Origin of the sequence: Nocardiopsis sp. NPDC050513 (assembly GCF_044457925.1) — a bacterium.
Classification (GTDB): domain Bacteria; phylum Actinomycetota; class Actinomycetes; order Streptosporangiales; family Streptosporangiaceae; genus Nocardiopsis.
The window spans coordinates 138,381-154,295 of record NZ_JBITHK010000009.1 but is presented as its reverse complement, the minus strand read 5'-3'; the positions used below and the strand labels follow the sequence as shown (position 1 = coordinate 154,295).

The 15,915-nt window shown below is 69.3% G+C and carries 26 protein-coding genes; 25 read left to right on the top strand and 1 reads right to left on the bottom strand.

Going from position 1 to position 15,915, the window contains the following annotated elements:
• Positions 1 to 3 precede the first annotated feature (3 nt).
• The 24 genes from rplP to truA all read left to right on the top strand — a co-directional run bounded on the left by rplP (position 4) and on the right by truA (position 13,614).
• A complete protein-coding gene (gene rplP / locus ACIBFB_RS18000; protein WP_075928302.1) occupies positions 4 to 417 on the top strand; it encodes a 50S ribosomal protein L16 in 414 nt (137 codons plus the stop codon).
• Positions 417 to 671, top strand: a complete 255-nt coding sequence (gene rpmC, locus ACIBFB_RS17995) for a 50S ribosomal protein L29 (protein ID WP_017598545.1) — start codon at positions 417 to 419, stop codon at positions 669 to 671. The genes rplP and rpmC overlap by 1 nt, the downstream gene beginning before the upstream one ends.
• Positions 668 to 940 carry a 30S ribosomal protein S17 gene (gene rpsQ / locus ACIBFB_RS17990; RefSeq protein ID WP_017598546.1) on the top strand — a complete coding sequence of 91 codons (273 nt, stop codon included), beginning with the start codon at positions 668 to 670 and terminating at the stop codon, positions 938 to 940. Before rpmC ends, rpsQ begins: the two co-directional genes overlap by 4 nt.
• A gap of 242 nt (positions 941 to 1,182) precedes the next feature.
• Positions 1,183 to 1,551 (top strand): 50S ribosomal protein L14, encoded by a 369-nt coding sequence (gene rplN, locus ACIBFB_RS17985; protein WP_075928301.1) that lies wholly within the window; start codon positions 1,183 to 1,185, stop codon positions 1,549 to 1,551.
• A gap of 3 nt (positions 1,552 to 1,554) precedes the next feature.
• The gene (rplX, locus tag ACIBFB_RS17980; RefSeq protein ID WP_397231426.1) at positions 1,555 to 1,860 is read left to right on the top strand and encodes a 50S ribosomal protein L24; all 306 of its coding nucleotides are present in this window, start codon (positions 1,555 to 1,557) and stop codon (positions 1,858 to 1,860) included.
• Positions 1,860 to 2,435: a 50S ribosomal protein L5 gene (rplE, locus tag ACIBFB_RS17975; protein ID WP_358565308.1), complete on the top strand. Its 576-nt coding sequence runs from the start codon at positions 1,860 to 1,862 to the stop codon at positions 2,433 to 2,435. Before rplX ends, rplE begins: the two co-directional genes overlap by 1 nt.
• A gap of 13 nt (positions 2,436 to 2,448) precedes the next feature.
• The gene (locus ACIBFB_RS17970) at positions 2,449 to 2,634 is read left to right on the top strand and encodes a type Z 30S ribosomal protein S14 (RefSeq protein WP_017598549.1); all 186 of its coding nucleotides are present in this window, start codon (positions 2,449 to 2,451) and stop codon (positions 2,632 to 2,634) included.
• A 283-nt stretch (positions 2,635 to 2,917) separates the two neighbouring features.
• Positions 2,918 to 3,316: a 30S ribosomal protein S8 gene (rpsH, locus tag ACIBFB_RS17965; RefSeq protein ID WP_397231647.1), complete on the top strand. Its 399-nt coding sequence runs from the start codon at positions 2,918 to 2,920 to the stop codon at positions 3,314 to 3,316.
• Positions 3,317 to 3,333: 17 nt separating this feature from the next.
• A complete protein-coding gene (gene rplF, locus ACIBFB_RS17960) occupies positions 3,334 to 3,873 on the top strand; it encodes a 50S ribosomal protein L6 (RefSeq protein WP_397231422.1) in 540 nt (179 codons plus the stop codon).
• A gap of 2 nt (positions 3,874 to 3,875) precedes the next feature.
• Positions 3,876 to 4,256 carry a 50S ribosomal protein L18 gene (gene rplR, locus ACIBFB_RS17955; protein ID WP_397231420.1) on the top strand — a complete coding sequence of 127 codons (381 nt, stop codon included), beginning with the start codon at positions 3,876 to 3,878 and terminating at the stop codon, positions 4,254 to 4,256.
• A 50-nt stretch (positions 4,257 to 4,306) separates the two neighbouring features.
• Positions 4,307 to 4,909, top strand: coding sequence for a 30S ribosomal protein S5 (gene rpsE / locus ACIBFB_RS17950; RefSeq protein WP_017598553.1), 603 nt, complete (start codon positions 4,307 to 4,309; stop codon positions 4,907 to 4,909).
• 2 nt (positions 4,910 to 4,911) lie between these two features.
• Positions 4,912 to 5,097: a 50S ribosomal protein L30 gene (gene rpmD, locus ACIBFB_RS17945; RefSeq protein WP_017598554.1), complete on the top strand. Its 186-nt coding sequence runs from the start codon at positions 4,912 to 4,914 to the stop codon at positions 5,095 to 5,097.
• The gene (gene rplO / locus ACIBFB_RS17940; protein WP_397231417.1) at positions 5,094 to 5,558 is read left to right on the top strand and encodes a 50S ribosomal protein L15; all 465 of its coding nucleotides are present in this window, start codon (positions 5,094 to 5,096) and stop codon (positions 5,556 to 5,558) included. Before rpmD ends, rplO begins: the two co-directional genes overlap by 4 nt.
• A 283-nt stretch (positions 5,559 to 5,841) precedes the next feature.
• The gene (gene secY / locus ACIBFB_RS17935) at positions 5,842 to 7,155 is read left to right on the top strand and encodes a preprotein translocase subunit SecY (protein WP_397231415.1); all 1,314 of its coding nucleotides are present in this window, start codon (positions 5,842 to 5,844) and stop codon (positions 7,153 to 7,155) included.
• Positions 7,156 to 7,821, top strand: a complete 666-nt coding sequence (locus ACIBFB_RS17930) for an adenylate kinase (protein WP_397231413.1) — start codon at positions 7,156 to 7,158, stop codon at positions 7,819 to 7,821. It abuts the gene before it with no gap.
• The gene (map, locus tag ACIBFB_RS17925) at positions 7,821 to 8,645 is read left to right on the top strand and encodes a type I methionyl aminopeptidase (protein ID WP_397231411.1); all 825 of its coding nucleotides are present in this window, start codon (positions 7,821 to 7,823) and stop codon (positions 8,643 to 8,645) included. Before ACIBFB_RS17930 ends, map begins: the two co-directional genes overlap by 1 nt.
• Before the next feature lie 60 nt (positions 8,646 to 8,705).
• Entirely contained in the window at positions 8,706 to 9,170 is a 465-nt protein-coding gene (locus ACIBFB_RS17920; RefSeq protein WP_397231409.1) for a DUF1707 domain-containing protein, read from the top strand.
• A 304-nt stretch (positions 9,171 to 9,474) separates the two neighbouring features.
• Positions 9,475 to 9,696 carry a translation initiation factor IF-1 gene (infA, locus tag ACIBFB_RS17915; protein WP_013156135.1) on the top strand — a complete coding sequence of 74 codons (222 nt, stop codon included), beginning with the start codon at positions 9,475 to 9,477 and terminating at the stop codon, positions 9,694 to 9,696.
• Between the two features lie 53 nt (positions 9,697 to 9,749).
• Entirely contained in the window at positions 9,750 to 9,863 is a 114-nt protein-coding gene (gene rpmJ / locus ACIBFB_RS17910; protein WP_013156136.1) for a 50S ribosomal protein L36, read from the top strand.
• A gap of 207 nt (positions 9,864 to 10,070) precedes the next feature.
• Entirely contained in the window at positions 10,071 to 10,451 is a 381-nt protein-coding gene (gene rpsM / locus ACIBFB_RS17905) for a 30S ribosomal protein S13 (protein ID WP_075928291.1), read from the top strand.
• 62 nt (positions 10,452 to 10,513) lie between these two features.
• Entirely contained in the window at positions 10,514 to 10,921 is a 408-nt protein-coding gene (rpsK, locus tag ACIBFB_RS17900; RefSeq protein WP_017598561.1) for a 30S ribosomal protein S11, read from the top strand.
• Between the two features lie 181 nt (positions 10,922 to 11,102).
• The gene (locus ACIBFB_RS17895) at positions 11,103 to 12,125 is read left to right on the top strand and encodes a DNA-directed RNA polymerase subunit alpha (RefSeq protein ID WP_075928290.1); all 1,023 of its coding nucleotides are present in this window, start codon (positions 11,103 to 11,105) and stop codon (positions 12,123 to 12,125) included.
• A 70-nt stretch (positions 12,126 to 12,195) separates the two neighbouring features.
• Positions 12,196 to 12,669: a 50S ribosomal protein L17 gene (rplQ, locus tag ACIBFB_RS17890; protein ID WP_397231404.1), complete on the top strand. Its 474-nt coding sequence runs from the start codon at positions 12,196 to 12,198 to the stop codon at positions 12,667 to 12,669.
• 99 nt (positions 12,670 to 12,768) lie between these two features.
• Positions 12,769 to 13,614 carry a tRNA pseudouridine(38-40) synthase TruA gene (gene truA, locus ACIBFB_RS17885; RefSeq protein WP_397231402.1) on the top strand — a complete coding sequence of 282 codons (846 nt, stop codon included), beginning with the start codon at positions 12,769 to 12,771 and terminating at the stop codon, positions 13,612 to 13,614.
• Between the two features lie 61 nt (positions 13,615 to 13,675).
• Here the strand turns inward: truA and ACIBFB_RS17880 are convergent, their stop codons facing one another.
• Positions 13,676 to 14,470 (bottom strand): hypothetical protein, encoded by a 795-nt coding sequence (locus ACIBFB_RS17880; protein ID WP_397231400.1) that lies wholly within the window; start codon positions 14,468 to 14,470, stop codon positions 13,676 to 13,678.
• A 159-nt stretch (positions 14,471 to 14,629) separates the two neighbouring features.
• Between ACIBFB_RS17880 and ACIBFB_RS17875 the strand changes: the two genes are divergently transcribed.
• A complete protein-coding gene (locus ACIBFB_RS17875; protein WP_397231398.1) occupies positions 14,630 to 15,103 on the top strand; it encodes a hypothetical protein in 474 nt (157 codons plus the stop codon).
• Positions 15,104 to 15,915 lie beyond the last annotated feature (812 nt).

Below are 15,915 nucleotides of genomic sequence, written 5' to 3'. Positions count from 1 at the left end.
CCAGTGCTTATTCCTCGTAAGGTCAAGTACCGTAAGCAGCACCACCCCGACCTCCGTGGCAAGGCCAAGGGCGGGACCACGGTGACCTTCGGCGAATTCGGCATCCAGGCCCTGGAGTCGGCCTACGTGACGAACCGCCAGATCGAGGCCGCGCGTATCGCCATGACGCGGCACATCAAGCGCGGCGGCAAGGTGTGGATCAACATCTTCCCGGACCGCCCGCTGACCAAGAAGCCCGCCGAGGTCCGGATGGGTTCCGGTAAGGGTTCGCCCGAGTGGTGGGTCGCGCCGGTCAAGCCCGGCCGTGTGATGTTCGAGCTGTCGGGCGTGCCCGAGGCCGTGGCCAAGGAAGCCATGCGTCGTGCGATGCACAAGCTCCCGATGAAGTGCAAGTTTGTTAAGCGGGAGGGGGAGTGATGGCGAAGTCCGTGACTGCCCACGAGCTGCGCGACCAGTCCGTCGAGGACCTGGTCGAGAAGCTCAAGGAAGCGAAGACCGAGCTCTTCAACCTCCGCTTCCAGGCCGCCACCGGCCAGCTCGACAACCACAGCCGGCTGCGTACCGTCAAGCGTGAGATCGCGCGGATCTACACGGTCCTGCGCGAGCACGAGCTGGGCATCGTCCCGCTGTCTGGTGAGTCGGCTGAGGAGACGAAGGAAGCAGCCGAATGAGTGAGAACCAGACCGCGACCCGCAACTACCGCAAGGTGCGCGAGGGCTACGTCGTCAGCGACAAGATGGACAAGACCGTCGTTGTCGAGGTCGAGGACCGCGTCAAGCACGCCCTGTACGGCAAGGTCATCCGTCGGACGACCAAGTACAAGGCGCACGACGAGGCGAACTCCTGTGGCGTCGGTGACCGGGTCCGTTTGATGGAGACCCGGCCGCTCTCCGCGACGAAGCGTTGGCGCGTCGTGGAGATCCTGGAGAAGGCTAAGTAACCCCGGCCTGGGGGGGGGGGGGGGGGGGGGGGGGGGGGGGCGGGGGGGGGGGGGGGGGGGCGGGCGCGCCGGGGGGGGGGGGGGCCGCCGCCCCGGCCCCCCCCCCCGGGCCCCCCCCCCGACCCCCCCCCCCCCCCCCCCCCCCCCCGCGCCCCCCCCCCCCCCCCCCCCCCCCCCCCCGCGAGGGGTGAGACCACCTAGCCGTGCGGCAGTGGACCGCACGCATCACATCAGGAGCAGACGTGATTCAGCAGGAGTCGCGACTCAAGGTCGCCGACAACACGGGTGCCAAGGAGATCCTCACCATCCGTGTTCTCGGTGGCTCGGGTCGGCGCTACGCCGGGATCGGCGACACCATCGTCGCCACGGTGAAGGACGCCCTGCCTGGCGCTGGAGTCAAGAAGGGCGACGTCGTCAAGGCCGTTGTCGTGCGCACCGTCAAGGAGCGCCGCCGGCCCGACGGCTCCTACATCCGCTTCGATGAGAACGCTGCCGTGCTCATCAAGGACGGTGGGGACCCGCGAGGCACCCGTATCTTCGGCCCGGTCGGCCGCGAGCTGCGGGACAAGAAGTTCATGCGCATCATTTCGCTTGCGCCGGAGGTGCTGTAGGCGATGAAGATCAAATCTGGCGACGAGGTCATCGTCATCGCCGGCAAGGACAAGGGTGCCACGGGCAAGGTCGTCAAGGCCCTGCCGCGCGAGGACCGTGTCGTCGTCGAGGGCGTCAACCTGGTCAAGAAGCACAGGAAGGCCAACCCGGCGGGCGGCCAGCAGGGCGAGGTCGTCACCAAGGAGGCCCCGATCCACGTGAGCAACGTCGCGCTCGTGGAGAACGGCAAGGCCTCCCGGGCGGGCTACCGCTTCGAGGAAGACGGAACCAAGGTTCGGGTCTCCCGCCGCACTGGTAAGGACATCTGATGACGGTTACCAACGACATCACGGTCCCTCCGATGCCGCGGCTGAAGGAGAAGTACCGTAACGAGATCGCTCCCGCCCTCAAGGAGGAGTTCGAGCTCGCCAACATCATGCAGATCCCCGGTCTGACGAAGATCGTGGTCAACATGGGTGTCGGCGAGGCGGCGCGGGACGCGAAGCTGATCCAGGGCGCGATCGCCGACCTGTCGGCGATCACCGGTCAGAAGCCGCGGATCAACCGCGCGAAGAACTCCATCGCGCAGTTCAAGCTGCGCGAGGGTCAGCCGATCGGCGCCAGCGTCACGCTGCGCGGCGACCGGATGTGGGAGTTCCTCGACCGGCTGCTCTCGCTGGCCCTGCCCCGGATCCGGGACTTCCGCGGTCTGTCCCCGAAGCAGTTCGACGGCAACGGGAACTACACCTTCGGCCTGACCGAGCAGGTCATGTTCCACGAGGTGGACCCGGACAAGGTCGACCGGCAGCGTGGCATGGACATCACGGTCGTCACCACGGCGACCAACGACGACCAGGGCCGCAGCCTGCTCAAGCGGCTCGGTTTCCCGTTCAAGGAAGCCTGAGGGGTAACCACAGATGGCTAAGAAGTCCCTGATCGCGAAGGCGGCCCGCAAGCCGAAGTTCGCCGTTCGCGCGTATACTCGATGCTCGCGGTGCGGCCGCCCCCGCGCCGTCTACCGGAAGTTCGGCCTGTGCCGTATCTGCTTCCGCGAGATGGCCCACCGGGGCGAGCTGCCCGGTATCGCCAAGTCGAGCTGGTAGTTCCCGGTGGGGACGGCCCCGTGGGACCTCTCGTCGAGGGAGGATCACGGGGCCGCCCCCCGGAGCCACCGCTCTGTGGCTCAACAGCAGTGGCCGGACCCGCCCGACGCGGGATTCGGTCCGGTATCAACCAACCATCAGGGCACGGCAGTCCCCCCGGGGATCGCGGTGCCCACGACCACGCCGTAGGTCCGTTTGTGCACCCTCGCGGGATCACCCGCGGAGGGACAGGCCCTGGGAAGGCCCGCACTCGGAAACCGCGGTGAGGAAGGGCCAGTCGGCCATGACGATGACCGACCCGATCGCAGACATGCTGACGCGTCTGCGCAACGCGAATTCGGCGTACCACGACACCGTGGTGATGCCGTTTTCCAAGATCAAGGCGCACATCGCCGAGATCCTCCAGCAGGAGGGCTACATCCAGGGCTGGCGTACCGAGGAGGCCGAGGTCGGCAGGAGCCTCGTCCTGGAGCTCAAGTACGGCCCCACCCGTGAGCGCTCCATCGCGGGCATCCGCCGGGTCTCCAAGCCCGGTCTGCGCGTGTACGCGAAGAAGGAGAACCTGCCCCGGGTGCTGGGTGGGCTCGGCGTGGCGATCATTTCGACGTCCGGCGGCCTGATGACCGACAAGCAGGCCAAGAAGCGTGGCGTTGGCGGCGAAGTCCTCGCCTACGTCTGGTAACAGGGAGAGATTGAAGCATGTCGCGTATCGGTCGACTGCCGATCTCGGCCCCCAAGGGCGTCGAAGTCACGATTGACGGGCAAGACGTCACTGTCAAGGGGCCGAAGGGCGAACTCAAGCACACCGTCACCGAGCCGATCACCGTCTCCAGGGACGAGTCCGGTGTCGTCACGGTGGCGCGTCCCGACGACAAGCCGGAGAACCGGTCGCTGCACGGTCTGACCCGTGCGCTGATCGCCAACCTCATCGAGGGCGTCTCCAAGGGCTACGCCAAGACGCTGGAGATCCACGGTGTGGGTTACCGCGTCCAGGCACGCGGTTCCAACCTGGAGTTCTCGCTGGGCTACAGCCACCCCGTCGTGGTCGAGCCCCCGGAGGGCATCACCTTCCGGGTCGAGAAGCCGACCCTCCTCCACGTCGAGGGCATCGACAAGCAGCTGGTGGGCCAGGTTGCGGCGAACATTCGCTCTCTGCGCAAGCCTGACCCGTACAAGGCCAAGGGCGTGCGGTACCAGGGTGAGCACATCCGCCGCAAGGCCGGAAAGGCTGGTAAGTAGGCATGGGCATCACCGTGAGCCGCAAGCGGACCGCCAAGCGCACCGTCTCGCGTGCGCGCCGCCAGTTCCGCGTCCGCAAGAAGGTGCTGGGCACCGCCGAGCGTCCGCGCCTGGCCGTGTTCCGCTCCTCCAAGCACATCGTCGCGCAGGTCATCGACGACACGAAGGGCCACACGCTGGCCGCCGCGTCCTCCGTCGAGGCGGACGTTCGTGGGGTCGACGGCACGAAGTCCGACAGGTCCGCCAAGGTGGGCGAGCTCCTCGCGCAGCGCGCGAAGGACGCGGGTGTCTCCAAGGTCGTGTTCGACCGCGGTGGTAACCAGTACGCCGGCCGTATCGCCAAGCTCGCCGACGCGGCGCGCGAGGGCGGACTGGAGTTCTAGCCGATGACCGCTGTACTTGGCAAGATCAACCACGAGAAGAGGAACCACTGATGGCTGCAGCACCGCGGCGCGGCGCCGGTGGCGAGCGGCGTGATCGCCGTGACGATCGCCGCGGCGGCGCCGCAGACAAGGGTGTCTCCTACATCGAGAAGGTCGTGACCATCAACCGGGTCGCGAAGGTCGTCAAGGGCGGCCGTCGCTTCTCCTTCACCGCCCTGGTCGTCGTCGGCGACGGCAACGGCATGGTCGGTGTCGGTTACGGCAAGGCCAAGGAGGTCCCGGCCGCGATCGCCAAGGGCGTCGAGGAGGCGAAGAAGAACTTCTTCCGCGTTCCCCGCGTCCAGGGCACGATCGTGCACCAGGTCCAGGGCGAGGACGCCGCCGGCGTCGTCCTGCTCCGTCCGGCCGCCCCGGGTACCGGTGTGATCGCCGGTGGTCCCGTGCGCGCCGTTCTGGAGTGCGCCGGCATCCACGACGTCCTGAGCAAGTCGCTCGGTTCGTCGAACCCGCTCAACATCGTGCACGCCACCGTGGCGGCTCTGAAGGGCCTCAACCAGCCCGAGGAGATCGCCGCCCGCCGGGGCCTGCCGATCGAGGACATCGCTCCGGCCGCGCTCCTGCGTGCTCGTGCCGAGGCGAAGGCAGGAGCCTGACCATGGCCAAGCTCAAGATCACGCAGACCCGTTCCAAGATCGGCGGCAAGGAGAAGCAGCACGCTGCCCTCCAGTCGCTGGGCCTGGGCCGGATCGGCAAGTCCACCGTCCGTGAGGACCGCCCCGAGGTTCGCGGGCAGATCACGATCGTCTCGCACCTCGTCTCTGTCGAGGAGGTTGCCGAATGAGCGACTACAACCCCGACGAGCTGCTCAAGCTGCACCACCTGCGGCCGGCCCCGGGCGCCAACAAGGCCAAGACCCGCAAGGGCCGCGGCGAGGCGTCCAAGGGCAAGACCGCCGGTCGCGGCACCAAGGGCACGAAGGCTCGTAACACGGTGCGCCCCGGCTTCGAGGGCGGTCAGATGCCGCTCATCAGGCGGGTGCCCAAGCTGAAGGGCTTCAGCAACGCCCGGTTCAAGACGACCTACCAGATCGTCAACCTGGACCGTCTGACCGAGCTCTACCCCGAGGGTGGCACGGTCACGGTCGAGGACCTGGTCGCCAAGGGCGCGGTTCGCAAGAACCAGCCCGTCAAGGTGCTGGGTACCGGTGAGATCACCGTCGCCGTCCAGGTGAGCGCGAACGCGTTCTCCGCCTCGGCGAAGGAGAAGATCACCGCCGCCGGTGGCTCCGTCACCGAGCTGTAGGGGTCTTCCCCGCGATGCGACTCCAGGGGCGCCCGCCCGGCAGGTCAGTGACAGACCCGTCGGCGGGCGCCCTCGCGCGTTGCGAGCGGCGATCGTTATGACGGTCGGTCCGCCGTCGGCGCGTGATGACTGTTACAGTGCCATCTGTTCGAGCCCCCCACTTGACGTAATGTGAATACTTCCGAGCACCGGGCGCGTGCCCCGTGCTGACGATCAACGACGATTCAGGATCGGCCGCGATGTCTGGAACCCGTTCCGCCGCCGAAATCGCGCAGGAGGAGACGTGCTAGGTGCGTTCGTCCGTGCATTCCGCACGCCCGATCTGCGCAACAAGTTGCTGTTCACACTGTTCATCCTGACGCTGTTCCGTCTGGGGTCGGTCATTCCCGCGCCGGGTATCAACTCGGCGGCGATCCGGGACCAGATGGAGGCGCTGCGGGCCGGGGACGAAACCGGCGTGTACGCGCTCGTCAACCTGTTCAGTGGTGGCGCTCTGCTGCAACTGGCGGTGTTCGCGCTCGGGGTCATGCCCTACATCACCGCGAGCATCATCATCAACCTGCTGACGGTGGTCATCCCCCGCCTGGAGTCCCTCAAGAAGGAGGGCCAGGCAGGCCAGGCGAAGATCACGCAGTACACCCGCTACCTCACCCTGATGCTCGCGGTCCTGCAGTCGACCAGCATCGTGGCCATGGCCCGTACGGACCTGCTCTTCCAGGGCGTGATCCCGGTCCAGGCGTACATGCCCAACCAGGACATCATCACCCTGGTCACCATGGTCTTCGTCATGACCGCCGGTACCGCGCTGGTCATGTGGTTCGGTGAGCTCATCACCGAACGCGGCGTCGGCAACGGCATGTCGCTCCTGATCTTCACCACCGTCGTCGCCATGTTCCCGGCCTCGATCATGGGCATGTACGAGGAGCGCTCGGTCTGGGTCTTCACCATCATCTGCATCGCGGGCCTCGCCCTGGTCACCGCCGTGGTCTTCATCGAGCAGGCGCAGCGGCGCATCCCGGTGCAGTACGCCAAGCGGATGGTGGGCCGCCGGATGTACGGCGGCAGTTCGACGTACATCCCGCTGAAGGTCAACCAGGCGGGCATCATCCCGGTGATCTTCGCCTCGTCGATGCTGTTCCTGCCGCAGATGATCGTGAACCTCGTGGGCCCGGAGTCGGACAACGTCGTGATCGCGACGCTCCAGACCTACTTCCTCACCGGTACGCACCCTGTGTACATGGTCACGTTCTTCCTCATGATCGTCGGCTTCGCGTTCTTCTACGTGGCCATTACCTTCAACCCCGTTGAGGTGGCCGACAACATGAAGAAGTACGGTGGGTTCATCCCGGGTATCCGACCGGGGCGTCCGACGGCCGAGTACCTCGACCACGTGTTGAAGCGGCTGACGACACCCGGCTCCCTGTACCTGGGCGTGATCGCTCTCCTGCCGATGGTGGCTCTGGGCGCCACCGGCGCCTCGATGAACTTCCCCTTCGGCGGTACGAGCATCCTGATCATGGTCGGTGTCGGGCTGGACACGGTGAAGCAGATCGAGAGTCACCTCCAGCAGAGGAACTACGAAGGTTTTCTGCGATAAATGCGTGCAGTATTGGTGGGACCCCCTGGGGCCGGTAAGGGCACCCAGGCCCAGATCCTCGCGGCCGAGTTGTCGGTCCCCAAGGTGTCCACGGGCGACATCTTCCGGGCGAACGTCAGCGGCGGCACCGAACTGGGCAAGAAGGCCAAGGAGTACATGGACCGCGGCGACCTCGTCCCCGACGAGGTCACGAACGCCATGGTCAAGGACCGCCTGGCTCAGGACGACGCGGCCCCGGGCTTCCTGCTCGACGGTTTCCCGCGCAACGTCCCCCAGGCCGAGAAGCTCCGGGAGATGCTCGGGGAGCTCGACACGACCCTGGACGTGGTGTTGGAGCTGAGGGTCGACGAGGACGAGGTCGTCAAGCGGCTCTCGGGCCGTCGGTCCTGCCCCGAGTGCGGCCGGGTGTACCACGTGGAGTACGACGCGCCGAAGTCGGCGGGGCGCTGCGACACCGAGGGCGCCGCGCTGTACCAGCGCGAGGACGACCGCGAGGAGACGATCCGTCACCGCCTCAAGGTCTACCGTGAGCAGACCGCTCCGCTCGTCGAGTTCTACGAGTCCGAGGGGCTGCTGGCCACGATCGCCGCGGCGGGCGCCGTGGAGGACGTGACGGCCCGCGCCAAGGCCGCCATCGAGGAGAAGGCGCGAAAGGCCGGCGCCTGATGTTCCGTAAGGCGGAGCCGGACGTGCAGATCAAGACGCCGGAACAGATCGCCAAGATGAGGGCGGCGGGCCAGGTCGTGGCCCGCGCCCTGGACACCCTCCGGGCCGCGGTGCGGCCCGGAGTGTCCACCCTGGAGCTGGACTCGGTCGCGGAGAAGGTGATCCGCGACGCGGGGGCCGTCCCTTCGTTCAAGGGCTACCACGGTTTCCCCGGCTCCATCTGCGCCTCGGTCAACGAGGAGGTCGTCCACGGCATCCCCAGCGCCGAGCGGGTCCTGGCCGAGGGCGACATCATCTCCATCGACTGCGGCGCGATCCTGGACGGCTGGCACGGCGACTCGGCGATCACCGTCGCGGTCGGCGAGGGCCGCCCGGAGGACCTCCGGATGATGGAGGTCTGCGAGGAGTCCATGTGGCAGGGGATCGCCCAGCTGCGCCCCGGCAAGCGCCTGGGCGACGTCGGCCACGCGATCGCCGCGCACATCTCCAAGCACGGCGGCTACGGCAACGTCCGCGAGTACGGCGGCCACGGCATCGGCACGGAGATGCACATGGACCCGCACGTGCTCAACCACGGTCGCCGGGGCAAGGGACAGCGCCTCGTCGAGGGCATGTGCCTGGCCATCGAGCCGATGACCACCCTGGGCCGGCACGACGTGGTCCAGCTGGACGACGGCTGGACCGTCGTCACCCGGGACGGCAGGCGCGCCGCGCACTTCGAGCACTCGGTGGCGATCACCGCCGAGGGCCCCGTCGTCCTGACCGCCCGCGAGTCCAACCGCGATAAAATCGCGGAGATGGGGTTCGTCCAGCCGACCTGGTAGTCGCCTCCGCGCCGGAGGCGGCGCGCGGTACCTGCCGGGTGGAGATGCGAGGTGTGCGCGGTGTCCGAGCCGGTTCCGTCCATGCGTACGTCCGACGGCGAACGCGACCGCGTCGCGCAGCTCCTCCAGGAACAGTTCGCCCAGGGCCGCCTCGACCAGGACGAGTTCAGCGAACGCCTGGGACAGGCGTACAAGGCCCGGACCGTCGGTGAGCTGGCCGAGGTCACCCGGGACCTGCCCGAGCGCGACCTCGCGGACCTGGGCGGCGCGCAGCCGCGCGACGCCGAGTTCGCCGCGCCGCCGCGGATCTCCATGCGCGATCCCGCGCTGCTCGTGCCGTGGATGCTCTACGCGGGTGTCAACGTCCTGTGCTTCGTCATCTGGCTCATCCTGTTCCTCACCGGCCAGAACGACTACCCCTGGTTCCTGTGGGTGCTGGGTCCATGGGGGATCGTGATGGGCGTGGTGACCGTCGGCGTGCTCGGCGCCCAGCGCTGGCAGGCCGGCGACGACGGGTCGGCCTGAGGGTCCGGCCGTTCCGTCGGGCGCACCGACGGTGTAGGCTGCTCTGCCCGTTGGTTAGGAGCACTTGTCCGAAGGCGATAGACTGACACTGCCCATACGCGGGCTGTTGGGTCAGTCTGCCTTCTCCGTGCCCCGTCCTCGCGACGACGTACGCTCTCGCAGTTGACCCGATCTTCCAGTGTGCTTTGGCTTCGACGGCGGCCCGCTTCCGCGCACCGCCGTCGGGGCCGTCGTGTCATGCGAGGCGCACGGGGACCCGTCGGGTTGTCCTGATCAACCAATCGATGAGCGAGGCGTGGAGGACATGGCAAAGAAGGACGGCGCCATCGAGATCGAGGGTTCCGTTGTCGAGTCCCTACCCAACGCTATGTTCAAGGTAGAGCTCGACAACGGGCACCAGGTCCTTGCCCACATCAGCGGCAAGATGCGGATGAACTACATCCGCATTCTCCCCGACGACCGCGTCGTCGTGGAGCTGAGCCCGTACGACCTCACGCGCGGGCGCATCGTTTACCGCTACAAGTAGCCCGTCGAGGGGCCGCAGGGCCCAGGGCGGGCGACATCGAGTTCGGAGTCACCATGAAGGTCAAGCCGAGCGTGAAGAAGATCTGCGCGAAGTGCCGCGTGATCCGCCGTAACGGCCGGATCATGGTCATTTGCTCGGACCCGCGGCACAAGCAGCGCCAGGGCTAGCACCCGCGCTCGCCGCGGCTTCCGCGTCGCGACGGCCCGTCCGGGGAGACGAGTTCCCCTCAGGGCCAGCAAGAACGAACACCTGTTCCGATTCCCGGGAGTGCCCGGGAACCACCCCCGGTCGGAGGCCGGGGCCTCGTCGATTGGGCGACGGGAGGGTGGAACGGGTCAGACCTCCGCACACACATTGGATGGAGTCTCGCCCACATGGCACGTATCGCCGGCGTTGACCTCCCCCGCGACAAGCGGGTGGAGATCGCTCTCACGTACGTCTTCGGGGTCGGCCGCACCCGCGCGCTCGAAACGCTGAAGAACACCGGTGTCGACGGAGACACGCGCGTCTACAACCTGTCCGAAGAGGACCTGGTCAAGCTGCGCGAGTGGATCGACGCCAACTACCAGGTCGAGGGCGACCTGCGTCGTGAGGTCCAGGCCGACATCCGTCGCAAGATGGAGATCGGCAGCTACCAGGGCATCCGGCACCGTCGTGGCCTCCCGGTCCGCGGTCAGCGCACGCAGACGAACGCCCGTACCCGCAAGGGCAAGAAGAAGACCGTGGCCGGTAAGAAGAAGGCCGGTAAGAAGTAGTCCGCTCGGACTGTCGACCGCGTCCGAGACACACGGACCGATGATCTCTGGGAGTTTCGCTCATGCCGCCTAAGGGCCGTCAGCAGGGTGCCGCGCGCAAGGTGCGCCGCAAGGAAAAGAAGAACATTGTCCACGGACACGCTCACATCAAGAGCACGTTCAACAACACGATCGTGAGCATCACCGACCCGACCGGTGCCGTGATCTCGTGGGCCAGCTCCGGACAGGTGGGCTTCAAGGGTTCGCGTAAGTCGACCCCGTACGCCGCGCAGATGGCCGCCGAGGCCGCCGCGCGCCGTGCCCAGGAGCACGGCGTCCGCAAGGTGGACGTCTTCGTGAAGGGCCCGGGTTCCGGCCGGGAGACCGCCATCCGTTCGCTCACCGCGACCGGCCTCGAGGTGGGCTCCATCCAGGACGTCACCCCGGTGCCGCACAACGGCTGCCGTCCGCCCAAGCGCCGCCGGGTCTGACCCCCGGCCGTCGCGCCGCGCCTCCTACCGCGCGGACGCGTTCGCGGCGCTCGGCCCGCGTGGTCCCTTCGGGGCCGCGCGGGCTGGGTAGGAATCCGAGTAGTGGACACCGCCGTCAGGGCGGTGTCCGTCCGATGGCCGTCAAATAGCGGTCGGCCATGTGGAAGGGAAGACACGGACCATGTTGATCGCACAGCGTCCCACGTTGACCGAGGAAGCCGTCTCGGACCTGCGTTCGAAGTTCGTCATCGAGCCGCTGGAGCCGGGCTTCGGCTACACCATCGGCAACTCGCTTCGTCGCACCCTGCTGTCCTCCATCCCCGGCGCGGCTGTCACCAGCATCCGCATCGAGGGCGTCGAGCACGAGTTCACCACCGTGCCCGGTGTCAAGGAGGACGTCACCGAGATGATCCTCAACCTCAAGGGCCTGGTCGTCAGCTCCGAGCACGACGAGCCGGTGCTGATGTACCTGCGCAAGCAGGGCCCGGGTGTGGTGACCGCCGCGGACATCGCTCCGCCGGCCGGTGTCGAGGTGCACAACCCCGACCTGCACATCGCCACGCTCAACGGCAAGGGCAAGCTGGAGATGGAGCTGACGGTCGAGCGCGGCCGCGGCTACGTCTCCGCGACGCAGAACAAGCAGGCGGGCCAGGAGATCGGCCGCATCCCGATCGACTCCATCTACTCGCCCGTGCTGCGTGTGACGTACAAGGTCGAGGCCACCCGTGTCGAGCAGCGCACCGACTTCGACCGCCTGATCGTCGACATCGAGACCAAGCCGGCCATCCGTCCCCGTGACGCGGTCGCCAGCGCGGGCAAGACCCTGGTCGAGCTGTTCGGTCTGGCGCGTGAGCTCAACGTCGACGCCGAGGGCATCGACATGGGCCCGTCGCCGACGGACGCCGCCCTCGCGGCGGACCTGGCGCTGCCGATCGAGGACCTCAACCTGACGGTCCGGTCCTACAACTGCCTCAAGCGTGAGGGCATCCACAGCGTTGGCGAGCTGGTTGCCCGCTCCGAGCAGGACCTGTTGGACATCCGCAACTTCGGTGCCAAGTCCATCGACGAGGTCAAGCAGAAGCTCGTCGACATGGGCCTGTCCCTGAAGGACTCCCCGCCCGGATTCGACCCCGGTGCCGCGGCCGACTCCTACGGCTCCGATGACGACGAGGGCCAGTCCTTCGTCGAGACGGAGCAGTACTAACCGACCTTCGTCGCCCACATGGTCCCCGGCCGAGTGCGGCCGCGGACCGCATCACTAGGAGAACGACACCATGCCCACGCCTACCAAGGGCGCCCGTCTGGGTTCCGGGCCCGCTCACGAGCGGCACATCCTGGCGAACCTCGCCACCGCGCTGTTCCAGCACGGCCGTGTCCGCACCACCGAGGCCAAGGCCAAGCGCCTGCGCCCCTACGCCGAGAAGCTCATCACCCTCGGCAAGCGCGGTGACCTGCACGCCCGCCGCCAGGTCCTGACCAAGATCACGGACAAGTCGGTCGTGCACGAGCTGTTCACCGAGATCGGTCCGCGCTACGAGAACCGCCCCGGCGGTTACACGCGCATCACCAAGATCGGTCCGCGCAAGGGCGACAACGCCCCGATGGCGGTCATCGAGCTGGTCGAGGCGCTCGCGGCTCCGGCCGCCCCGGCCGCGGCCCCCGCCGCCGAGGCCACCGAGGCCCCGGCCGAGGCTCCCGCGGAGGAGACCGCCGAGACTCCCGCCGAGGAGAGCTCCGAGAGCAAGTAGGGCGGTCACGGCGTGTTCGGGCGAGGGCCCGCCGCCGACCGTCCGCCGAGTGCCCGATCCCCGTGGGGTCGGGCACTCGTGTTTTCCGGGATGGGAGCGATGGACGAGAACGACACGGTGGTCCGGCTCCGGTTGGACATCGCCTACGACGGCACGGACTTCTCCGGGTGGGCGACGCAGCCCGGTCGGCGCACGGTGCAGGGTGAGCTGGAGTCGGCGCTGGCGCGGGTGCTGAGACTGCCCGCGGTGTCGCTGACCTGCGCGGGGCGCACCGACGCCGGAGTGCACGCGCGGGGGCAGGTGGCCCAGGCGGACGTCCCGGCGGCCACCTGGGAGAGCGAGGGGGAACGCGTGGCGCGCCGACTGGCCGGTGTGCTGCCCAGGGACGTGCGGGTGACCGGGGTGCGGGTGGCGCCGCCGGGGTTCGACGCGCGCTTCTCGCCGCTGTTCCGGCGGTACGCCTACCTGGTGAGCGACGCCCCCTACGGCGTCGACCCGCTGCTGCGGCGGCACGTGCTCTGGCACCGGAGCCCGTTGGACGCGGACCGGATGAACGAGGCGGCCGCGCGGCTCGTGGGCGAGCACGACTTCGCGGCGTTCTGCCGGAGGCGGGAGGGCGCCACCACGATCCGGGAGCTGCTGCGGCTGGAGTGGGAGCGCACGGACGAGTACCTGCTGCGCGGAACCGTCCAGGCGGACGCCTTCTGCCACAACATGGTCCGCGCGCTCGTGGGCGCGCTCCTGGCGGTCGGGGACGGCCGCCGGGGGGTCACGTGGCCGGGAGAGGTGTTGGGCGCCGCTGTGCGCGACTCGTCGGTGCACGTGGTGGGCCCGCAGGGGCTCAGTCTGGAGGAGGTGCGCTACCCGGCGGACGAGGAGCTGGCCGAGCGCGCGTCGGCCACGCGCAGGGTGCGTGAACTGCCCTGCCCGGGGCACCGGGACTGAGCCGACGGAGACGCGTGAGGGCGTCCGGCGCGGCGCCGGACGCCCTCACGCGTGTGCTGGGTCAGCCGTCGGTGAGGCTGGCGAAGGCCTCGTCGAGGAAGCCCTCGCCGATCGCCTGGAGTTCGGTGGCGACCTCCGAGTCCTCCTGGGCGTTGGTGCCGTCGCTGTTGGCGGCCAGCGAGAAGACCAGGAAGTTGCTCCACTGGCCGCTGCTGGCGTGGCCGCCGGAGTAGCCGAGGCGCTCGGCGCTCGTCCCCTCCTCGCCCGCGAGCCCCGCGAACCAGTCGGCGCCGACCAGGTCCTGGCCCTCCTGCGCGGTGACGGCCTGGTCCTCGGTGCCGAGGGCGGCGACGCCGACCGTGACGGCGCGCGTCTCGTCCTCGTTGAGGTAGGTCGCTCGGACGACCTGCGCGCAGTCCTGATCGGCGAGGACCTGGCCGTAGCCGCCGTGGGCGGCGGTGGCGCACTCCTCGGTGCCGTCCGTCGTGACGCGGGTGAAGGCGCCCGCGCCCTCGATGTCGACGGTCTCCGGGAACAGGGACTCCGCGGACAGCGGGGTGTCGGGGGCCTGGCCGCCGCCCCCGGAGGAGCCGTCGGACTCGGAGCCGGCACGCGCGAAGAGGAACGCGCCGCCGCCCGCGAGGACGAGGAGTGCGGCGAAGCCCGCGATGAGGAGGATCCGGGTCCTGCCGCCGGAGCGGCGGGAGGGGCTCGGACCCTGGTCCGCGTAGCCGTCGTAGTCGTCGAAGTCCTGGAGGTCGAACTGGGCGGTGTCGGCGCCGGCGTCGCCGGGGACCTCGTCGCGGTAGAGGGGGCGGTCGGCCCGGCGGCCGGGAGCGGCGGGAACCGCCCGCATGTGCTGTGTGGGGCCCGAGGCGTCGACCGGGAACGCGGGCTGCTGAGCGTACGGCGGAGGGCCGATGGGCGCTCCGCGCGGCGGTCCGGCGGGGAGACCGGCCTGGGGACCCATGGCGGGCTGGCCGTCCGAGGGGCCGCCAGGGAAGCCCGTCGGCGGTTGTCCTGGAGCCTGCGGGCCGGGGCGCCCCTGCTGTCCGGGGAACCCCGGCTGCCCCTGGATTCCTCCCGCCTCCTGGGGGCCCGGCTGGCCGTCCCGCCCCGGGTGCCCCGGTTGTCCAGGCGGACCCGGTGGTCCCGGCGGACCCGGTTGTCCGCCGGGACCCTCCGGGCCCCGCGGCGCCGCCTGGCCGAGAGCGCCCGGCCCGTACTGCCCGGGGCGGCCGCCATCCTGCTGGCCGGACTGCCCCGGCTGCCCCTGGCCTGCCGTCAGACCCTGCGGTCCCACCTGGCCGGCCTGCCCCGGGAATCCTGTCGGCCCCGCCGGTCCCTGCTGCCCGAGCGGGCCCGCCTGCCCCGCCTGTCCCTGGGCTCCCCGCTGTCCGGGGTGCCCGGGCCGCGCCCACGGCTCCGGCTGCCCGTGCTGTCCGATCGGGCCCGCCTGCTCCGCCGGGCCCTGCTGGCCGGGGGGTAGGGCCGGGAACGCGCTCTGGGGGCCGGAGGGGGCCCGCGGCGGCTGGTTCGGGCCGCCGGGGGTGAGATGTCCCATGCTCTGCTGGCCGCCCGAACCCGGGAACGGGCCCTGGGGGGCGGGAGGCTGCGGCTGGCTGTAGGCGTCGGGGTGGGGCGGAGGCGGCATGTGCCGTCCCGGCGCGCCGTGCGCCGGCGGGGCGGGGTATGTGGGATGCTGACCGTCGGGCCGGGCCGGGCCGGAGCCGAGCAGGTCCTGTCCGTCACCGCTCTCCTGGCCGGTGGGATACCCGTCGGGGCCGGGCTGCGGCTGGTTCGGGTGCGTACTGATGGGTGTCTCCGAAGGCTCAGAGGGGGGACTGGACGGCCGCCGGGTCCCTGCGCGGGGCACCGTGACGGGCGTCTCCACGATTCGCGTCCACGCCCGTCGGCGCGGGCGGGGAACGGCCTTTCGGTGCAAGCGTAACCAACACGGGGGCGGGGGCAGGACGAAGCACTCCCGGCGACAGGCATAATAAAAGGCGGAGAGGTCACGGATGTGACCCCGTGCCGGCGCTTTCCCGCCAGGCGTGGTCTTGCCGGGTCGCCCCACCGCTGGCTTTGACCTGCGCATGGCGGCCGGGTAGGATATTCCGTCGTTGTGCGTTGAGTTGCCGTGGGCCCCAGACTCGAGAAGTCGGGTGCCGATCCACGCACCATCGTCTGCGCACTCACCTCCGGATCGTCCTCATTGGCATGGGACATCCGGCCAAGTAACGCCCCGCACCCGCGGCGGCGTTTCGTAATACGAGTCCGCCATCCCCGTAAGGGATGGGG